Origin of the sequence: Pseudomonas sp. CJQ_9, assembly GCF_043106615.1 — a bacterium.
GTDB lineage: Bacteria > Pseudomonadota > Gammaproteobacteria > Pseudomonadales > Pseudomonadaceae > Aquipseudomonas > Aquipseudomonas juntendi.
Genome location: NZ_JBICMS010000056.1, coordinates 38,220 through 55,364 on the forward strand (window position 1 = coordinate 38,220; position 17,145 = coordinate 55,364).

Consider the following 17,145-nt stretch of genomic DNA (forward strand, 5'->3'; position numbering starts at 1 on the left):
CCCTTACCAGCTCAGGCAGCTGTTGGTGCGGCCTTTGCACGGGCCATGGCCGCTGACGGCGGCAGGTGCAATGCGGGCCTGGTCCTGAGCGACGAAAGTCTCTTTCCAGGCCAGGCGCTTGCCGTGCGGGTTACCGTTGGTGGCCTGGTAGCGCAGGCTCACCTGGTAAGCATGGCCTTCCTTGAGCGTTGCCCCATCGATCATGAAACTGAAGGTCTGGGGCAGCGCCAGTTCGCCTTGCTGCTCGATGGTCAGCACGGGCTGCAGGACGGAACTGCCTTTGGCAGCGCCGAAGCCCTCCAGTTTTTCACTCAGCACCAATACGTAACCCGCCGAAGCGTCCGGTGTAATCCGGTCTTGGCTTTCGCAGTCGATGAAGATCTGGAAATGTGGGGTGCAGGGCATAGCGGAAACTCCTCGTCGAAAAGAGCCGCCATCCTGCACCTTGCTGTTGGCCGAGGGAGCGGGGAAAGGCGGTACAGGCAAAACGACGCAGAGGCAGCGGCCGCGCGGGTTCACGCAGGCCGCTGGCGTGGCACCACGCGTTCAGAGCGTGCCGAAGACCTTCTTGGCCAGGCTGGTAGCTGCGGCGGCCGGGTTCTGGCGAATGTTCTGCTCTTGCTTGCCGATCATCTCGAACAGGCCGTCCAGCGCCTTCTCGGTCACGTAGTTCTCGATGTTGGCGTCATCCTTGACCAGCCCCAGGCCTTTGGCCTGCGCGGCGAAGGCGTTGTACTGCTGAGCCACGCCAACCTGGTCGGTGGCCTGCTTTACGATCGGCAGGAACTTGGCCCGAATCTGCTCGCGGCTGCTCTTGTTCAGGTACTGGGTGGCTGAGTCGTCACCGCCGCTGAGAATGCCCTTGGCGTCGGTCACGCTCATGTTCTTCACGGCATCTACCAGAATCGCCTGAGCCTGCGGCACGGCCTTTTCGGCGGCCTTGTTCATGCTGGTTTCCAGGGTTTCGACCTGCTCGCCCTTGCCGAACATCTTCATCGCTTTGGCGGCCTTGCCCAGGTTGCCCGGCAGTTCGATACGCACGTCCGGGTTATTGCTGAAGCCGCCTGGGGCGCTCAGTTGCTTGACCGCCAGTTGCGCGCCTTGGGTGAGGGCATCTTTCAGGCCGCCGGTGGCGTCCTTCTGGCTCAAGTCGCCCAGCGACAGGGCCAGCGCGCTGGCCGACAGCAGCAGGCCGGCGCACAGAGTGGTGAAGCGCAGGGAAGTGCGGATCATGAAGCGTTCCTTGTAAACAGATGAATACGGGTATCAGCGAACCTGGTCGAGCTTGACGCGCAGGGGTTGCGGGGCGGTGCCGTCGAGCAGCACGCCATGGTGTTCGGTATTGATGAACAGCAGTTTGCCGCCCAGCTCGATGCGCGCGCTCAGCGCATAGCGGTGGCCGGGTTTGACCTGGCGCGGATCGTAGGTGAGGTGGAACGGCAGCGGCACGTTGCCTTTGATCGGGCCTGCCTGGCGGGCCAGGGTCACGGCCGGGGCGTCCATCAACGACACGTCCTGCAGTTCGACGCTCAGGGTGGCGGCCGGCGGCAGGGCAATGCGCTGCAGGTAGAAGACTTCGCCATCCAGGCTGGCCTGGGCGGGCGGGGTTTGGCTGGAGCAGGCTGCGAGCAGGGATGCGCAACACAGCATAAAGAGCTTTTTCATGGAATCTCCGTTGTCCTTGGAGCCGGCTTGTGGCCAACCCCAGGGACTTTAGCGGATTTTCCCTAATCAATCATGGAGTACGACCGTGGGCGTCGCCACGTTATCGACCACCACGCGTTCGGTGCCAGACAAGGTGTGAGGGTTTACGGCGTGGTGGGTGGTGTTGATGAACTGCAGTTGCCCGTTCTGCTCGATGCGCACGGCCAGCACGTAGCTGCCGCGCGGGTCGAGCTGGCTGAGGTCGCAGGCCAGTTGCAGCTTGATCGGCATTACACCGGCGCACTGAAGGCGCAGCTCTGCCTGGCTGACGGCCGGCGCGTCGGCATGGGACACGTCGAGCAGGCTCAGTTGCACCTGGGCGGAGGCTGGCAGGTAGTTGTCGCTGGAAGAAACGATTTCGACGTCGATCGATTTGATCTGGTTCATGGTGGTACTCCTTGAGAGGGGGAAAGCATGGCGATGCTGTCCCCTCTCAAGGCCTGGCGGCAGACAGAAAAGCTACCCTTGCACCACGTCTGAAGGCTCGTCGCGATGCAGCGCCACCTGGCGGATGGACAGGCGCAGCTCGGCCGACAGCACGCGCTTGGCCACGCCTTCGGCCAGTTCGCCGAGCTTGTCGTGGTAACCCAGCTTGCCTTGGGCATCGGCATGCAGCACGCCTTGCTGGAGCAAGGTCTGGATGAAGTGGCGGAACAGCGTCTTGTCGAAAAACTCCGGGGCGTTCAAGCCATGCAGGATCGACAGGCGCTGGGCCATCATCACGCACAGGTCTTCCAGCGCTTCGGCGCTGAGGCTGTTCTGCCCGCTATTGAGCAGCAAGGACGTGGCCATGTAGAAACGCTGCAGCGTCTGGGTGATGGTACGGGCGAGCAGGGTCAGCAGCACGAACTGCCGCGAGCTGGGCGGCGGGCGCACATAGATGTCGTTGTCCTGGCGCAGCAGGCCTTGCTCGACCAGCGCCGCCAGCCACTGGTCGATGACGTCGTCCAATTGCTGCGGCGCCCAGCGCAGGAACAGTTCGGCCTGCAAATACGGGTACAGCGCGTGCACATATTGCCCCAACAGTTCGCGGCTCATGCGCGAGCTGCTGAGGAAGAAGCTGGCCAGCAGCGCCGGCAGGGCGAAGATGTGCAGCACGTTGTTGCGGTAGTAGGTCATCAGCACCGCATTGCCTTCGTCCAGGTACAGGATGCGGCCCAGGGCGTCCTTCTGCTCGGCGACCAGGTTCATGCTGCGCACGTGTTCGATCAAGGCCTGGCCGTCACCCTCGGGCAGGGTGATGTGCGGCGAGTAGGGCACCTGGCGCAGCAGGGCCAGGTACAGGTCGAGCACGCGGACCAGGGCGCGTTCATCCAGGGCCAGGCGGCTGGTGGACAGCAATGCCATGGCCACCAGGTTGACCGGGTTGATGGCCGCCGCCTCGTTGAGGTGGCGGGCCACGGTCTCACCCAGGCGATGGGTTGTGGCGTTGAGCCAATCCGGGCGGTATTGCGGGCCATACTCCTGCTCACGCCAGCCGGGTTGTTGCTGGTCGAGGAAGCCGGCCAGGCGGATCGGCTCGCCAAAGTTGACCGACACCTGGCCAAAGCGCTGCCTCAGCGCGCCGAACACCTTGAAGATATCGAATACCGACTCTTTCTTCTTGCTGGCACCGCGCAGCTCGCCCAGGTAGGTGCGGCCTTCGAGCACGCGTTCATAGCCGATGTAGACCGGCACGAACACGATGGGCGTGCGTGACGAACGCAGGAAGCTGCGCAGGGTAATGGCCAGCATCCCGGTGCGCGGTTGCAGCATGCGCCCGGTACGGGAACGGCCGCCTTCGACGAAGTACTCCACCGGGAACCCCTTGGTGAACAGGGTGTGCAGGTATTCGTTGAATACCGCGGTATAGAGTGGGTTGCCCTTGAAGGTGCGGCGCATGAAGAATGCCCCGCCACGGCGCAGCAGGTTGCCGACCACCGGCATGTTGAGGTTGATGCCCGCGGCCACATGCGGTGGCGTGAGGCCGTTGCGGAACAGCAGGTACGACAGCAGCAGGTAGTCGATATGGCTGCGGTGGCAGGGCACGTAGATCACTTCGTGGCCGGGCGCGATGCCCTGCACCTGCTCGATGTGGTTGACCTTGATGCCGTCGTAGATCTTGTTCCAGAACCAGCTGAGCACCACCTCCAGGAAGCGGATGGCAGTGTAGGTGTAGTCAGAGGCAATCTCGTTGCCGTAGCGCAAAGCCTGGGCTTCGGCCTTGGCCAGCGGCAGGTTTTCGCGTTGCGCCTCCTCGGCGATGGCCTGGCGCACCAGCGGTGCATGAACCAGCCCTTTGACCAGATTGCGGCGGTGCGAAAGGTCGGGGCCGATGACCGCGGTCTTGAGGTTGCGAAAATGCACGCGCATCAGGCGCTGGGCCATGCGCACGGTGCGTTCGTGGCCTTTGTTGTGCTGCACCAGTTCGCGTAGGTGGATGGGGGCAGAGAACTGCACGCGGGTCTTGCGCCCGAGTATCAGTACGGTCAGCAGCCGCCGCAAACGCCCGGTCACTGCCCAACTGTCGGCAAACAGCAGTTTCCACGGGCTGGACTCGCTGGCTGGGGTCTGGCCCCAGAACACGCTGACCGGAATGATCTGCGCATCTTCCTCGGCATGCTGGGTAACGGCAGCTACCAGGCGCTCGAGGGTGGGCGGGGCGCCACGCTTGTCCTGGCGGCCCAGCCAGTCGGGGTCGGGGGTCAGGTAGAAGAACGCGGCGGGTTCCTGCAGCGGACCGACCGTTACCGGCAGCACCGGGCGCGGCAGCCCTGCCTTGGTGCACTCGTGGTCGAGTACGACCAGGTCGGTGAGCGCTGGCGTAGGCAAGGCATAGATCACTGGCCGGCTGCGGTCCAGGTTCAACGACATGGCCGACTGGTTGATGGTTTCGGAGCGCACCCACAGGTACAACAGGCGACGCAGGGCGCCGAAAATCAGGCGGCGCAGGGGGGAACGGGTCATGGGGTGTGTGCCCTGGGTGTGATGTTCAGATGAGTATCCAGTTAATTAGTCTGCCGTATGTGCGTAAGTTCAGCAAAAATCGGCCAACAACGGGACCGTCATCAAATTTTTTTGTGCTGTGGCATATACTCGGCCTGCCACTTGCAGGTTATTTCGGCAAGCGGCGTTGGCACGGGGCAGGTAAGCCCATGCCTGCACGGCGATCTTCACAATAAAAAACCGGAGTAGTTCAGATGTCGTCTCGTGAGACTGGGAATGTAAAGTGGTTCAACGATGCCAAGGGTTATGGCTTCATTCAGCGCGAAGGTGGTGCGGATGTATTCGTCCACTATCGGGCGATTCGCGGTGAGGGGCATCGTACCCTGGTCGAAGGGCAGCGGGTGGAATACGCGTGCGTGCAGGGCCAGAAGGGCCTGCAAGCCGAAGACGTGGTAGGCCTCTGAGCCTGTAGGAGCGGGCTTGACCCGCGAAAGCAGCCACCGCGATCGTTGGCACGGGCATAGCCCGTGTTCGCGGGTAAACCCGCTCCTACAGAAATGAGCAAGGCTTTGGTTTCAAGACGTACGCCAGGTGATTTCCTCTTCACCGTCGGCGCTGATGCGGACCCAACGGTCGGCATCTTCCTCGCCGTCTTCCTCGACCCAGCCACCCGGTGCGCAGCGCACTTCCACCCCCAGTGCGGCAAATGCAGCGCGGGCGCAGGCAATATCGTCGGCCCAGGGGGTCTGATCGCTTTCCAGGTACAGGCTGTTCCATTTCCCTACAGCCTTCGGTAACCAAGTGACCGGAATGTTACCGGCCTGGCATTTGAACGTCTGGCCTTTCTGCTTCCATTCGCTGCATGGGCCGATCGCCTGGGCAAGCCACCCGGCAATCTGGTTGTGGTCGACGTCGGCGTCCTTCAGGTAGATCTCGATATCAGGTTGGCGCATAAGGGCTCCGGGTGTGCTCAGTCTTGGCGCACAAAATAGTCATAACGCATGGACACCGTTACCTCGAACGGCTCGGGCTGGTCGATCACCCGTGCACGTTTTTCGGCGCTGGCGCGCCAGCCGTGTGGGGTCATGGCCAGCAGGTCGGCGCGGGCCTTGGGGGCGGCCAGGCTCAGGCGCAACGCCAGGGTTTCGCTGTGGGCATGGGCCATGCCCTCGGGGACCAGGGCCAGGTGCTTGTCGTCGGCGTAAGGGCGTACTTCATCGTAGAGCACTTCACGCAGTTCCATCAGGTGGCCGCTGGTCGGGCCTACCCGCATCAGGCCACCGCCGGGGCTGAGCAGGCGTTTGGCTTCGGCCCAGTCCAGCGGGCTGAATACGCTGGCGATGAACTGGCAGCTGGCATCGGCCAGCGGCACCCGGGCCATGCTGGCGACCATCCAGGTGACAGCCGGTGCGCGGCGGCAGGCACGCTTGACCGCCTCGCGGGAGATATCCAGGGCGTAACCGTCGGCCGCGGGCAGGGCCTGGGCCAACTGCGCGGTGTAGTAGCCCTCGCCGCAGCCAATGTCCAGCCAGGCACCGGGCTGGCGCTCGGCGGCCAGTTCGGCCAGGCGCCGGGCCACTGGTGCGTAGTGGCCGCCGTCGAGAAAGTCGCGACGCGCCTCGACCATGGCCTGGTTATCACCTGGGTCACGGCTGTTCTTGTGCTGCACCGGCAGCAGGTTCAGGTAGCCCTGGCGGGCCCGGTCGAAGCGGTGGCCTGCCGGGCAGACCACGCTGTTGTCGACTTGCGCCAGCGGCGCCTGGCAAAGGGGGCAGGCAAGCATCAGGCGAGCAACCGGACCAGGGTCTGGTAGTAGATTTCGGTCAGCAGGTCGAGGTCGCTGGCCAGAATCCGCTCGTCCACCTGGTGGATGGTGGCGTTGACCGGGCCCAGCTCAACCACCTGGGTGCCCAGGGTGGCGATGAAGCGGCCATCGGACGTGCCGCCGCTGGTCGACGGCTGGGTGTCGCGACCGGTGACACCTTTGATGCTGGCCGAAACGGCATCCAGCAGTTCGCCCGGCTCGGTGAGGAACGGCAGGCCTGACAGCGCCCAGTCGATCGACCAGTCCAGTTCGTGCTTGTCGAGGATCGCCGACACCCGCGCCTGCAGGCCTTCGACGGTGGACTCGGTGGAGAACCGGAAATTGAACAGCGCAGTCAGCTCGCCCGGGACCACGTTGGTGGCACCGGTGCCGGAGTTGAGGTTGGAGATCTGGAAGCTGGTCGGCGGGAAGAATGCATTGCCTTCGTCCCAGTGCTCGGCTGCCAGTTCCGCCAAGGCCGGTGCGGCCAGGTGAATGGGGTTGCGCGCCAGGTGCGGGTAGGCCACATGGCCCTGTTTGCCGCGCACGGTCAGCTTGGCGCCCAGCGAGCCACGGCGGCCGTTCTTGACCACGTCACCCAGCAGGGTGGTGCTGGACGGTTCGCCGACGATGCACCAGTCCAGGCGCTGGTTACGTGCTTTCAGGCGTTCGACCACAGCCTTGGTGCCGTGGTGGGCCGGGCCTTCCTCGTCGCTGGTGATCAGGAAGGCGACCTTGCCGCGGTGGTCGGGGTAATCCTGCACGAAACGTTCGCTGGCAACCACCATGCAGGCCAGGCTGCCTTTCATGTCAGCTGCGCCGCGGCCGCAGAGCATGCCGTCGGCGTCGATCAGCGCATCGAACGGTTCATGCTGCCATTGCTGCACGGGGCCGGTGGGCACCACGTCGGTGTGGCCGGCGAAGCACAGTACCGGGCCTTCCTGCTGGCCATGGGTCGCCCAGAAATTGTCGACGTCTTCGATGCGCATGGGCTCGAGCTGGAAGCCCACGGCGCCCAGGCGGTTCATCATTTGCGCCTGGCAATCGGCGTCGACGGGGGTGACCGAGGGGCGACGGATCAGGTCGCAGGCCAGTTGAAGGGTAGGCGAGAGCTCGGCAGGGGCCGTCATGGGGAACTCCGGGGCAAGGCAAGGCGGGGAAATCTGAGGGGCGTTATCTTATAGCAAACCAGTCGCGAAAGGGGCGCCACGCGCCCCCAACATCTCAAGCCTGCTGCGCCTCGGCAGCCTTGTGCGCAGGCTTGGGCAGCGACGACAGCAGCGCCATCACCAGTGCCGCCACGTACGGCAACGACTGCACCAGCAGCATGGCCATCCAGAAGCGCATGTCCGAACTCGGCAGCCCCTGCACCAGGTAGATACCCAGCGCCGCGCCCCACAACAGCAGCATGATGAACACTTCTTCGCGCGCCTCGGCAATCGCCACCAGCAAGCCATGGCTGTCAGCATGCTTTGGCGTGCGGATGAACGGCATGCTGCTGGTGAAGAACCCGTACAGCACCGCTTTGGCGATGGTATGCGACAGCGCCAGCCCTGCCAGCGCCGCCGCGAAGGCATCCTTCATATTCACCCCCACCGCGCGCCGGTAGAGGAACAGGATCTTGCCGACCTTGAAGAAGAACAGCGCCAGCGGCGGGATTGCGAAAATCATCAGTGGCGGGTCGACCCGATGCGGCACGATGATCATCGCGGCCGACCACAGCAGCGCGCCGATGGTGAAGAAAATGTTCATGCCATCGGCGATCCAGGGCAGCCAGCCGGCCAGGAAGTGGTAGCGCTGGCCGCGCGTCAGCTGGCTACCCGTGCCGCGCAGCAGGGCGCCGGCGTGGTGTTTGATGATCTGGATGGCACCGTATGCCCAGCGGAAGCGCTGTTTCTTGAAATCGATGAACGTGTCGGGCATCAAGCCCTGGCCATAACTGTTGTGGGCATAAGCGGCCGACAGGCCTTTTTCGAACACGCGCAGGCCCAGTTCGGCGTCCTCGCAGATACACCACTCGGCCCAGCCCAGTTCTTGCAGCACGCTGCGCCGGGTCATGGTCATGGTGCCATGCTGAATGATCGCGTCACGGTCGTTGCGGGTGACCATGCCGATGTGGAAGAAGCCTTTGTATTCGCTGTAGCACAGCTTCTTGAATGCACTTTCGTGTTGGTCGCGGTAGTCCTGCGGCGATTGCACCACGGCAATTTTCGGGTCGGCGAAGTGCGGCACCATGTGCTTGAGCCAGTTGCGGTCGACGCAGTAGTCCGAGTCGATCACCGCGATCACTTCGGCGTCTGGCGCGGTGTGCGGGATCAGGTAGTTCAGCGCGCCGCCCTTGAAGCCAGCCAAGGGCGCGACGTGGAAGAACTTGAACCGTTCGCCGAGCTTTTCGCAATGGGCCTTGAGCGGTTCCCATACGGCCGGGTCCTTGGTGTTGTTGTCGATCACCAGCACTTCATAATCGGGGTAATCCAGCGCGGCCAGGGCGTCGAGGGTCTGCTTGACCATTTCTGGGGGCTCGTTGTAGCACGGTACATGCACCGACACCTTGGGCCGGTAGGCGCTGTCGGCCTGTACCGGCAGGAACTCGCGGCGGCGCTTGTGGATCCACACCGCCTCGGCCAGTTCATGCGCTTCGGTGAGCAGCACGATGAACACCCCCAATGCGCCGAGCGCCAGCAACACGCCGACGGTCAGGCTGAACCAGGTGCTGTATTGCTGGCTGTAGTCGTAGGCGATCCACACCAGCACCGACCCGCACAGGAAGGTGATGAACGTCAGGAAGGTCCGGCCGCGTTGGCGCAAGGCCGAGCCGTCGATGAACAGCACCATCAGCGCGATCATGGCCAGCACCACCGAAGCGACCGCCAGGGCGCGCCACTGCGGAATCGCCACCACGGGCCCCTCGAAGTTGAACTTCTGCTGGCGCTCGGCGTTGTAAACGCCCCAGTAAGCGCCTACCGAGCCTTCGTCACTGGCCTTCCAGGGCTGGTCATAGGCTTCGATGACAAAATAGTTGTAGCCGCGGCGGTTGAGCGTGTTGACCAAAGTGCGCAGGTAGATGGCCTGATCGGCCTGGGTGGCATCGGCCCCCCCGCGCATGCGGCCATTGCTCGGCCAGCCGACCTCCGACAGCAACAGCGGCTTGCGCGGGAACTGCTGCTTCAGCTCGCGGGCACGGTCGAGCACGAACTCCACCGAGTCTTTCATCGGCACGAATTCCCAGTAGGGCAGGATGTGCGCGGCAATCAGGTCGACGTGCCTGGCCAGCTCCGGGTGTTCCTTCCAGATATGCCACTGCTCACTGGTGGTTACCGGGACCTTGACCGCGGCACGCACCCTGTCCAGGTACTTGATGAGGTTTTCCGGGGTCACTTCTTCGCGGAACAGCGCTTCGTTACCGACCACTACGCGCACCACGCTGCGCGAGGTATTGGCCAACTCGATGGCGGTGGCAATTTCCCGTTCGTTGCGTTCGAGGTCGGGGCTGATCCAGATGCCCAGTGTCACGCGCAGGCCGAACTCCTCGGCCAGCCGTGGGATGTCTGCCTGGGTGCCTTCCACGGTGTAGATGCGGATGCTGTCGGTCAGTTTGCTCAGTTGCTCCAGGTCCTGACGCATTTCTTCGTCACTGGGGTACTGGCCCTTTTGCGGGCTTTCACCCAGGCGGAACGGCGAATACGAGAAGCCGGAGATTTGTTCTGGCCAGGCGGGCGCGGAAACCGGGCGATTGATCAGCGCCCAGAAGCCGGTGAACAACGCAGCGATGGCCAGCACCACAACCAGGTTCAGGCCGAATTTACGTGAAGACATTGTCGTCCATTTCTGTCGAAGTGATAGGACATTAAAGCAGGGTTAGTAGTCCATTTCCTAACGGTGCAGGCCTTGGGCTCGCTGGCATATAATGCGCGCCGGTTTTTTGGGGTATGAACATGAGTACAGAAGATCCACGCTTCGCCGGCGTTGCCCGGCTATACGGCGACCAAGGCCTGCAACGCCTGGGCCAGGCCCATGTGGCGGTAGTCGGGATTGGCGGGGTGGGTTCGTGGGTGGCCGAAGCGCTGGCGCGCAGTGGCGTGGGCGAAATCACCCTGTTCGACCTGGACGATGTCTGCGTCAGCAACACCAACCGCCAGGCCCACGCCCTGGAAGGGCAGGTGGGGCGCCCCAAGGTCGAGGTCATGGCCGAGCGCCTGCGGGCGATCAACCCTGCCTGCACGGTGCATGCAGTCGCCGATTTCGTCACCCGCGACACCATGGTCGAGTACATCACCGAACACCTGGACTGCGTGATTGACTGCATCGACAGCGTCATGGCCAAGGCCGCGCTGATCGCCTGGTGCCGCCGGCGCAAGATCGCCATCGTCACCACCGGGGGGGCGGGCGGGCAGATCGACCCCACGCAGATCCAGATCGCCGACCTCAACAAGACCTTCAACGATCCGCTGGCCTCGCGGGTCCGCTCCACGTTGCGGCGTGACTACAACTTCTCACGCAATGTCAGCCGCAACTATGGCGTGCCGTGCGTGTTTTCCAGTGAGCAGCTGCGTTACCCCAAGGGCGATGGCAGCGTGTGCCTGCAGAAAAGCTTCGTTGGCGAAGGCGTGCGGCTGGATTGTGCCGGCGGCTTTGGCGCGGTGATGATGGTGACCGCCACCTTTGGCATGGTGGCAGCGAGCAAGGCGATAGAGAAACTGGTGGCCGGTGCGCGACGGCCATCGGAGCGGGTCAAGCCCGTGTAAATCCGCTGTAGGAGCGGCCTCGTGTCGCGATGGGGCGCGCAGCGCCCCCGACGATGTTGGCGCCCCCGCCAATTAACGGTTGGCCACCAGCTCTGCCATGCGCTGCAACACCGCATGCAGCCCGTTGCTGCGCGATGGCGACAGTTGGCGCTCCAGCCCCAGCTGGCTGAACCACCCCCGCAGGTCGAGCGCCAGCAGTTCACCGCTGGTCAAACCCTGCACCCGCACCAGCAACAAAGCCAGCAGCCCGCGCAACAAACGGGCATCGCTACCGGCCTTGAACCGCCATGCGCCATCGGCCTGCTCGGCCACCAGCCACACCAGGCTTTCGCAACCGTGCACCCGGTTGGCCTCGGTTTTTTCGCTGGCAGCCAGCGGCTCCAGCTGGTCGCCCCATTGCATCAGCAAGCGAGCACGCTGTTCCCAGCCCTTGCCCTGTTCAAACGCGGCCAGCGCCTGCAGCGCCTGTTCCGACAGGCTCATCGCAACAACTCCAGGCCTTGGTCCAGCGCGTCGAAGAAGCGCTGCAGGTCGCTGCTGTCGTTGTACAAGCCCAACGACACACGGATCGCACCCTCCAGGCTCAGCCCCTTGAGCAGCGGCATGGCGCAGTGGTGCCCGGCACGCACGGCAATGCCCTGCTCGGTGAGCAAGTGGGCGATATCGGCATTGTGCACGCCTTCGATGACGAAGCTGGCCAGCGCCGCCTGTGGCGTGCCCAGCACCCGGATACCTTCGCGGTCGGCCAGGCCGCGCAGCAGTTGCTGATGCAGGCTGGTTTCGTGGGCGGCGACCGCGTGGCTATCGAGGCTGGCCAGGTAGGCAAGGGTCGCGCCCAGGCCGATCACCCCGGCAATGGGCGGGGTACCCGCTTCGAAACCCAACGGCGCCGGGCGGAAGCTGGCGCTATGGTAGTCGGCCAGTTGCACCATCTCACCGCCAAACTGCCAATGGTGCAGCAGCTCGAAAGCCTGGCTGCGGCCGTAGAGCACGCCGACACCGTCCGGGCCATACAGCTTGTGGCTGGAAAACACATAGAAGTCGCAGCCCAGCTGCTGCACATCATGGCGCCCATGGACCACGCCCTGGGCACCGTCGACCACGGTCACCACACCTTGCGCACGGGCATGGGCCAGCAGGGCAGGCAAGGGCTGCCAGGTGCCCAGCACGTTGGACAACTGGCTAACGGCCAGTACCCGGGTGCGTGGGCCAACCAACTGCAGGGCCTGGTCCAGGTCGATGTGGCCGTGAATGTCCAGCGGCAGTACCACCAGACGCAGGTTGTGCCGCTGCGCCAGTTGCTGCCAGGGCAGCAGGTTGGCATGGTGCTCCAGCGCGCTGACGGCAATTTCGTCGCCCGCCTCGAAGCGGTGTTCCAGCCCATAGGCCAGCAGGTTCAACGCCGAAGTGGCGCCATGGGTGAACACGATCTGCCGGGCATCGGCGGCGTTGAGCCAGGCGGCCACCTTGTTGCGGCTGGTTTCGAAGGCCTGGGTCGCCAGTGCACCGGGCAAGTGCTGGGCGCGGTGCACGTTGGCTGCGCCATGGGCGTAGTAATGGCCCAGAGCATCCAGCAAGGCTTGCGGCTTCTGGGTGGTGGCGGCGCTGTCCAGGTAGGTCTGGTGCTGCCGTTGCAGGGCGTCGATGGCGGGGAAATCGGCACGCCAGGGGGAGGGCTGGAACATGATCGCGGGGCCTGGAATGAAAAACGGGTCTGGCGTGTTGGCGCCAGACCCGATGTTAACACCTCAAACCGTGCAAGGTTCTCAGTTATGGGCGTGCAGTGCTTCGTTCAGCTCGATGGCCGACTTGTGGGTCTTGCATTCCACTGCACCGTTCAGCGAGTTGCGGCGGAACAGCAGGTCGGTCTGGCCTGCCAGGTCACGCGCCTTGACCACCTTGACCAGTTCGTTGTTCTCGTCCAGCAGGTTCACCTTGGTGCCGGCAGTGATGTACAGGCCCGCTTCGACGGTGTTGCGGTCACCCAGCGGGATACCGATACCGGCGTTGGCGCCGATCAGGCAGCCTTCGCCGACCTTGATGACGATGTTGCCGCCACCGGACAGGGTGCCCATGGTCGAGCAGCCGCCGCCCAGGTCCGAGCCCTTGCCGACGAATACGCCAGCGGAAACCCGGCCTTCGATCATGCCCGGGCCTTCGGTGCCAGCGTTAAAGTTGACGAAGCCTTCGTGCATGATGGTGGTGCCTTCGCCAATGTAGGCGCCCAGGCGCACACGAGCGGTGTCGGCGATACGCACGCCGGCGGGAACCACGTAGTCGGTCATTTTCGGGAACTTGTCCACCGAGAACACTTCCAGCAACTCGCCTTTGAGGCGTGCTTCGAGTTGCAGTTCGGCCAGTTCGCTCAGGTCGACCGCACCCTGGTTGGTCCAGGCCACGTTCGGCAGCAGCGGGAAGATGCCGGCCAGGCTCACGCCGTGTGGCTTGACCAGGCGGTGCGACAGCAGGTGCAGCTTGAGGTACGCCTCTGGGGTCGAAGCCAGCGCAGCATCTTCGGCCAGCAGGGTGGCGACCAGCGGCTTGTGGCTTTCGGCCAGGCGGGTCAGCAGCGCGGCCTGGGCGGCATCCACGCCTTTCACGGCTTCGGCCAGTTGGGCGGCCTGGGCGTTGCTGAAGGCGATGGCCTGGTTGCCACCCTGGTAACCAAGAACAGGCGCGACTGCGGCGACCAGTTCGGCGCTTGGGTTGAGCAGGGGTTGTGCGTAGAACACTTCCAGCCAGGCGCCCTGGCGGTTCTGGGAGCCGACACCGAAGGCCAGGCTGAACAGGGTATTGGACATGTGATTACCTCGTGCGAAATAGGGTAGGGGCTCAGGCGAAGGCTGCGGCGTACAGGTCAGGCTTGAAGCCGACCAACGTGCGCGGGCCAAGGTCGAGCACCGGGCGCTTGATCATCGACGGCTGGGCCAGCATCAGCTCGACGGCCTTGGCCTGGTCGAGGTCTGCCTTGCTGGCGTCGTCCAGCTTGCGGAACGTGGTGCCGGCACGGTTGAGGATGACTTCCCAGCCGTGTTCGTCGCACCAGCGGTTCAGGCTGTCACGGTCGATGCCTTGGGTCTTGTAGTCGTGGAATTCGTAGGCGATGGACTGGTCTTCGAGCCAGGTACGCGCTTTTTTCATGGTGTCGCAGGCTTTGATGCCGTAGAGCGTGTAGGTCATTGTGTGCATTGGGGATCACAGGTTGCCCCAACCTCTCCGTTTTTCGATTTCAGTCGCGGGATTATGCGGGAAGCAACCTCGCGGCGCCACGCCTGAGACGTCCATGTCTATTGATCAAGGCGTGTTCAGGCGACCAGGCGCTGTACCGCCCCGATGATCTCTTCACCGTGTCGCTGTTCGGCGGTGCGCAGATCGAAGGCGGTCTGCAGGTTGAGCCAGAACTCGGGGGTAGTATTCAGGCAAATGGACAGACGCAGCGCCATATCGGCGGAAACACCGCCCCGTTCGCGCAGGATATTGTTGACGGTTGGAGTGGCGACGCCCAGCGCCCTGGCCAATGCCGCAGCACTGAAGCCCATTTCTTTCTGGAAGTCCTCACGCAGGACTTCACCGGGATGGATTGGACGCATACCGTTCTTGAGCATGATGCACCTCAGTGGTAATCGATAATTTCAACGTTGGCCGGCCCGTTGTCGGTCCAGGTGAAGCACAAGCGCCATTGGTCATTGACGCGAATGCTGTGCTGACCGGCACGGTTGCCGCTCAACGCCTCGAGGCGATTGCCAGGTGGCGATCGCAGGTCTCGCAGCTCTGCTGCGGCGTCGAGCATGGCCAGTTTGCGCTCCGCGACTGATTTGATATCTGACCAACGTCGCGTTTTTCCAGTAACAAAGAGTGCTTCCGTGTCGGCACAGCTAAAGCTTTGAATCATGAGATTGAATGCATAACGTTATTCGTTAAGCATGATTATACGACCTCATCGCGGTAGTTCAAGGGCTTCGCTGCACGTTGCTCGGGTAACGCCGGCCATGATTGCTGGGTATCATCATGTTACATATTCATCCGCCACCTGCGACTATCGTGCAGCGGTCCCGGTTCGCTGATCGCCGCTAACATATTGTTTCAATGGCGATGTTTCGCCCTGTTGTCGTTTCTGGTTCATAAAGGAAGCCTTACCGGATGCAGTCCGCCTACACCGTCCTCATCTTGTTGACCTTGGTCAGCCTGTCGAAACTGGTCGGTCGCCTGATTCCGCTGCCCTTGCCGCTGGTGCAGATCGCTGCTGGCGCCTTGCTGGCGTGGCCTACCCTGGGCCTGCATGTGGCGCTGGACCCCGAGCTGTTCCTGTTCCTGTTCCTGCCGCCACTGCTGTTCGCCGATGGCTGGCGTATTCCCAAGCGCGAGCTGTGGCGTCTTCGAGGGCCAGTGGTGGCGCTGGCGGTAGGGCTGGTGCTGTTTACCGTGGTCGGGGCCGGCTACTTCATTCACTGGCTGATGCCCAGTATCCCGCTGCCGGTGGCCTTCGCCTTGGCCGCCGTGTTGTCGCCGACCGACGCCGTTGCCGTATCGGCCATTACCCAGGACCGCCTGCCCAGCCCGCTGATGCACATGCTGCAGGGCGAGGCGCTGATGAACGACGCGTCTGGCCTGGTGACCTTCAAGTTCGCCCTGGCGGCGGCAATCACCGGCGTCTTCTCGCTGGCCGACGCCAGCTTCAGCTTCGTGCTGGTAGCACTGGGGGGCCTTGCAGTGGGCGTGGCCCTGAGCTGGCTGATCGGCCGCCTGCGCATGTGGATGATCACCCGGGGCTGGGACGACCCTGCGACCCATGTCGTGTTCATGCTGCTGTTGCCGTTCGCGGCTTATGTACTGGCCGAGCGCCTGGGCGTGTCGGGCATTTTGTCGGCAGTGGCCGCCGGCATGATGCAGAGCTGGCTCGACCTGCTGCCACGCCAGACCAGCACCCGCCTGCTCAACCGCAGCGTCTGGTCGCTGCTGGAGTTCGCCTTCAATGGCCTGATCTTCCTGCTGCTGGGCCTGCAGTTACCGGACATCATCAAGGCCGTGGTCAGCCACGAAACCACCGTGTGGCCTACCCTAGCCTACCGCTGCCTGGATGTGCTGGCGATTTTTGCCGTGCTGATCCTGCTGCGTTTCATCTGGGTGCAGAGTATCTGGCGCGCGATCGGCGTGGTACGCCGCTGGCGCGGTAAGCCGGCGCTGGTGCTGGTACCTACGGCACGCTCCTGCTGGCTGCTGACCTTCGGCAGCGTACGGGGTGCAGTGACCCTGGCGGGTGTGATGTCGGTCCCGTTGCTGATGGGGGCAGGCAAGGCGTTCCCGGAACGGGACCTGCTGATTTTCATCGCGGCAGGGGTGATCCTGCTGTCGTTGGTCAGCGCCTGTATCGCCTTGCCGCTGTTGCTGCGCGGGGTGACCAAAAGCGCTGACGAGCGCTTGCAACAGGAGGTGCAGGAAGCCTGGCGGCGCACGGCAGAAGCTGCGATCCATGCCCTGGAGGCGGAGGAAGTGATCGACAGCAATGCGCCGCAGGATGCAGACCAGGCAACCATGGCCACGGAACTGAAGGCGCGCCTGATGGCAGAGTACCGGGATGAGCTGGACAGTTACAACGACACGGCCGAAGCCAAGGCACTGGCCGAGCAGATGGATTTGCTGGAGCGCCGCTTGCGCCTGCGGGCGCTAAGGGCGCAGCGGCTGGAACTGTACAACCTGCATCGTCAGCACGAGGTAGGCGATGAAGTGGTGCGGCAGGTGCTGGGCGAGCTGGACATGAGTGAGGCGAATCTGGGCCAGGTCAAATAAAGCGCTGGGGCTGCCTTGCAGCACCAGGTCTCTCACCTACCCCGGTAGGCGCAACTGTCTTTCTGCAAATTTGAAAAGCCTGCGCGATTCATTGTGGGAGCGGGCTTGCCCGCGAAGCAGGCGACGCGGTGTCTGGCACCGGCTGCGCCGGTGTTCGCGGGCATGCCCGCTCCCACAGGG

At 63.6% G+C, this 17,145-nt stretch carries 18 protein-coding genes; 3 read left to right on the plus strand and 15 right to left on the minus strand.

The annotated features are described in order from the left end of the window. Positions 1-3: 3 nt before the first annotated feature. From ACF8SD_RS10950 to plsB, 5 genes are all read right to left on the minus strand, one after another. Positions 4-405, minus strand: a complete 402-nt coding sequence (locus ACF8SD_RS10950; RefSeq protein WP_173887776.1) for a hypothetical protein — start codon at positions 403-405, stop codon at positions 4-6. 141 nt (positions 406-546) lie between these two features. After that, a complete protein-coding gene (locus ACF8SD_RS10955; protein ID WP_173887777.1) occupies positions 547-1,233 on the minus strand; it encodes a DUF4197 domain-containing protein in 687 nt (228 codons plus the stop codon). A gap of 33 nt (positions 1,234-1,266) precedes the next feature. After that, entirely contained in the window at positions 1,267-1,665 is a 399-nt protein-coding gene (locus tag ACF8SD_RS10960) for a YbaY family lipoprotein (RefSeq protein WP_173887778.1), read from the minus strand. 66 nt (positions 1,666-1,731) lie between these two features. Beyond that, a complete protein-coding gene (locus ACF8SD_RS10965) occupies positions 1,732-2,091 on the minus strand; it encodes a YbaY family lipoprotein (protein WP_173887779.1) in 360 nt (119 codons plus the stop codon). A 72-nt stretch (positions 2,092-2,163) separates the two neighbouring features. Then, positions 2,164-4,650 carry a glycerol-3-phosphate 1-O-acyltransferase PlsB gene (plsB, locus tag ACF8SD_RS10970; protein WP_392485199.1) on the minus strand — a complete coding sequence of 829 codons (2,487 nt, stop codon included), beginning with the start codon at positions 4,648-4,650 and terminating at the stop codon, positions 2,164-2,166. A 233-nt stretch (positions 4,651-4,883) separates the two neighbouring features. Here plsB and ACF8SD_RS10975 point away from each other — a divergent pair, with 233 nt between their 5' ends. Further along, complete coding sequence (locus ACF8SD_RS10975) at positions 4,884-5,093, plus strand: cold-shock protein (RefSeq protein ID WP_003252255.1); 210 nt, start codon at positions 4,884-4,886, stop codon at positions 5,091-5,093. A gap of 111 nt (positions 5,094-5,204) precedes the next feature. Here ACF8SD_RS10975 and ACF8SD_RS10980 read toward each other — a convergent pair whose 3' ends face one another. From ACF8SD_RS10980 to ACF8SD_RS10995, 4 genes are all read right to left on the minus strand, one after another. After that, complete coding sequence (locus ACF8SD_RS10980; protein WP_392485200.1) at positions 5,205-5,582, minus strand: hypothetical protein; 378 nt, start codon at positions 5,580-5,582, stop codon at positions 5,205-5,207. Between the two features lie 17 nt (positions 5,583-5,599). Beyond that, complete coding sequence (locus ACF8SD_RS10985; protein WP_392485201.1) at positions 5,600-6,412, minus strand: putative RNA methyltransferase; 813 nt, start codon at positions 6,410-6,412, stop codon at positions 5,600-5,602. After that, entirely contained in the window at positions 6,412-7,563 is a 1,152-nt protein-coding gene (gene dapE / locus ACF8SD_RS10990; RefSeq protein WP_392485202.1) for a succinyl-diaminopimelate desuccinylase, read from the minus strand. The genes ACF8SD_RS10985 and dapE overlap by 1 nt, the downstream gene beginning before the upstream one ends. Positions 7,564-7,657: 94 nt before the next feature. Then, entirely contained in the window at positions 7,658-10,249 is a 2,592-nt protein-coding gene (locus tag ACF8SD_RS10995; protein ID WP_173887781.1) for a glycosyltransferase, read from the minus strand. Positions 10,250-10,368: 119 nt separating this feature from the next. Here ACF8SD_RS10995 and tcdA point away from each other — a divergent pair, with 119 nt between their 5' ends. Next, positions 10,369-11,178, plus strand: coding sequence for a tRNA cyclic N6-threonylcarbamoyladenosine(37) synthase TcdA (gene tcdA / locus ACF8SD_RS11000; protein ID WP_009686964.1), 810 nt, complete (start codon positions 10,369-10,371; stop codon positions 11,176-11,178). Between the two features lie 72 nt (positions 11,179-11,250). Here the strand turns inward: tcdA and ACF8SD_RS11005 are convergent, their stop codons facing one another. The 6 genes from ACF8SD_RS11005 to ACF8SD_RS11030 all read right to left on the minus strand — a co-directional run bounded on the left by ACF8SD_RS11005 (position 11,251) and on the right by ACF8SD_RS11030 (position 15,070). Beyond that, a complete protein-coding gene (locus tag ACF8SD_RS11005) occupies positions 11,251-11,661 on the minus strand; it encodes a SufE family protein (protein WP_173887782.1) in 411 nt (136 codons plus the stop codon). Next, positions 11,658-12,863, minus strand: coding sequence for a cysteine desulfurase (locus tag ACF8SD_RS11010; protein ID WP_392485203.1), 1,206 nt, complete (start codon positions 12,861-12,863; stop codon positions 11,658-11,660). Before ACF8SD_RS11010 ends, ACF8SD_RS11005 begins: the two co-directional genes overlap by 4 nt. Before the next feature lie 81 nt (positions 12,864-12,944). Next, positions 12,945-13,979, minus strand: a complete 1,035-nt coding sequence (gene dapD / locus ACF8SD_RS11015; RefSeq protein WP_009686960.1) for a 2,3,4,5-tetrahydropyridine-2,6-dicarboxylate N-succinyltransferase — start codon at positions 13,977-13,979, stop codon at positions 12,945-12,947. Positions 13,980-14,010: 31 nt separating this feature from the next. Beyond that, positions 14,011-14,358, minus strand: coding sequence for an ArsC family reductase (locus tag ACF8SD_RS11020; RefSeq protein ID WP_392485206.1), 348 nt, complete (start codon positions 14,356-14,358; stop codon positions 14,011-14,013). A 125-nt stretch (positions 14,359-14,483) separates the two neighbouring features. Further along, on the minus strand, positions 14,484-14,783 hold the full coding sequence (locus ACF8SD_RS11025; protein ID WP_182365416.1) for a HigA family addiction module antitoxin: 300 nt from the start codon (positions 14,781-14,783) through the stop codon (positions 14,484-14,486). Between the two features lie 8 nt (positions 14,784-14,791). Continuing rightward, positions 14,792-15,070: a type II toxin-antitoxin system RelE/ParE family toxin gene (locus tag ACF8SD_RS11030; protein WP_392485204.1), complete on the minus strand. Its 279-nt coding sequence runs from the start codon at positions 15,068-15,070 to the stop codon at positions 14,792-14,794. Positions 15,071-15,318: 248 nt separating this feature from the next. Here ACF8SD_RS11030 and ACF8SD_RS11035 point away from each other — a divergent pair, with 248 nt between their 5' ends. Then, positions 15,319-16,965, plus strand: a complete 1,647-nt coding sequence (locus tag ACF8SD_RS11035; RefSeq protein WP_392485205.1) for a Na+/H+ antiporter — start codon at positions 15,319-15,321, stop codon at positions 16,963-16,965. The last annotated feature ends 180 nt before the right edge of the window (positions 16,966-17,145 follow it).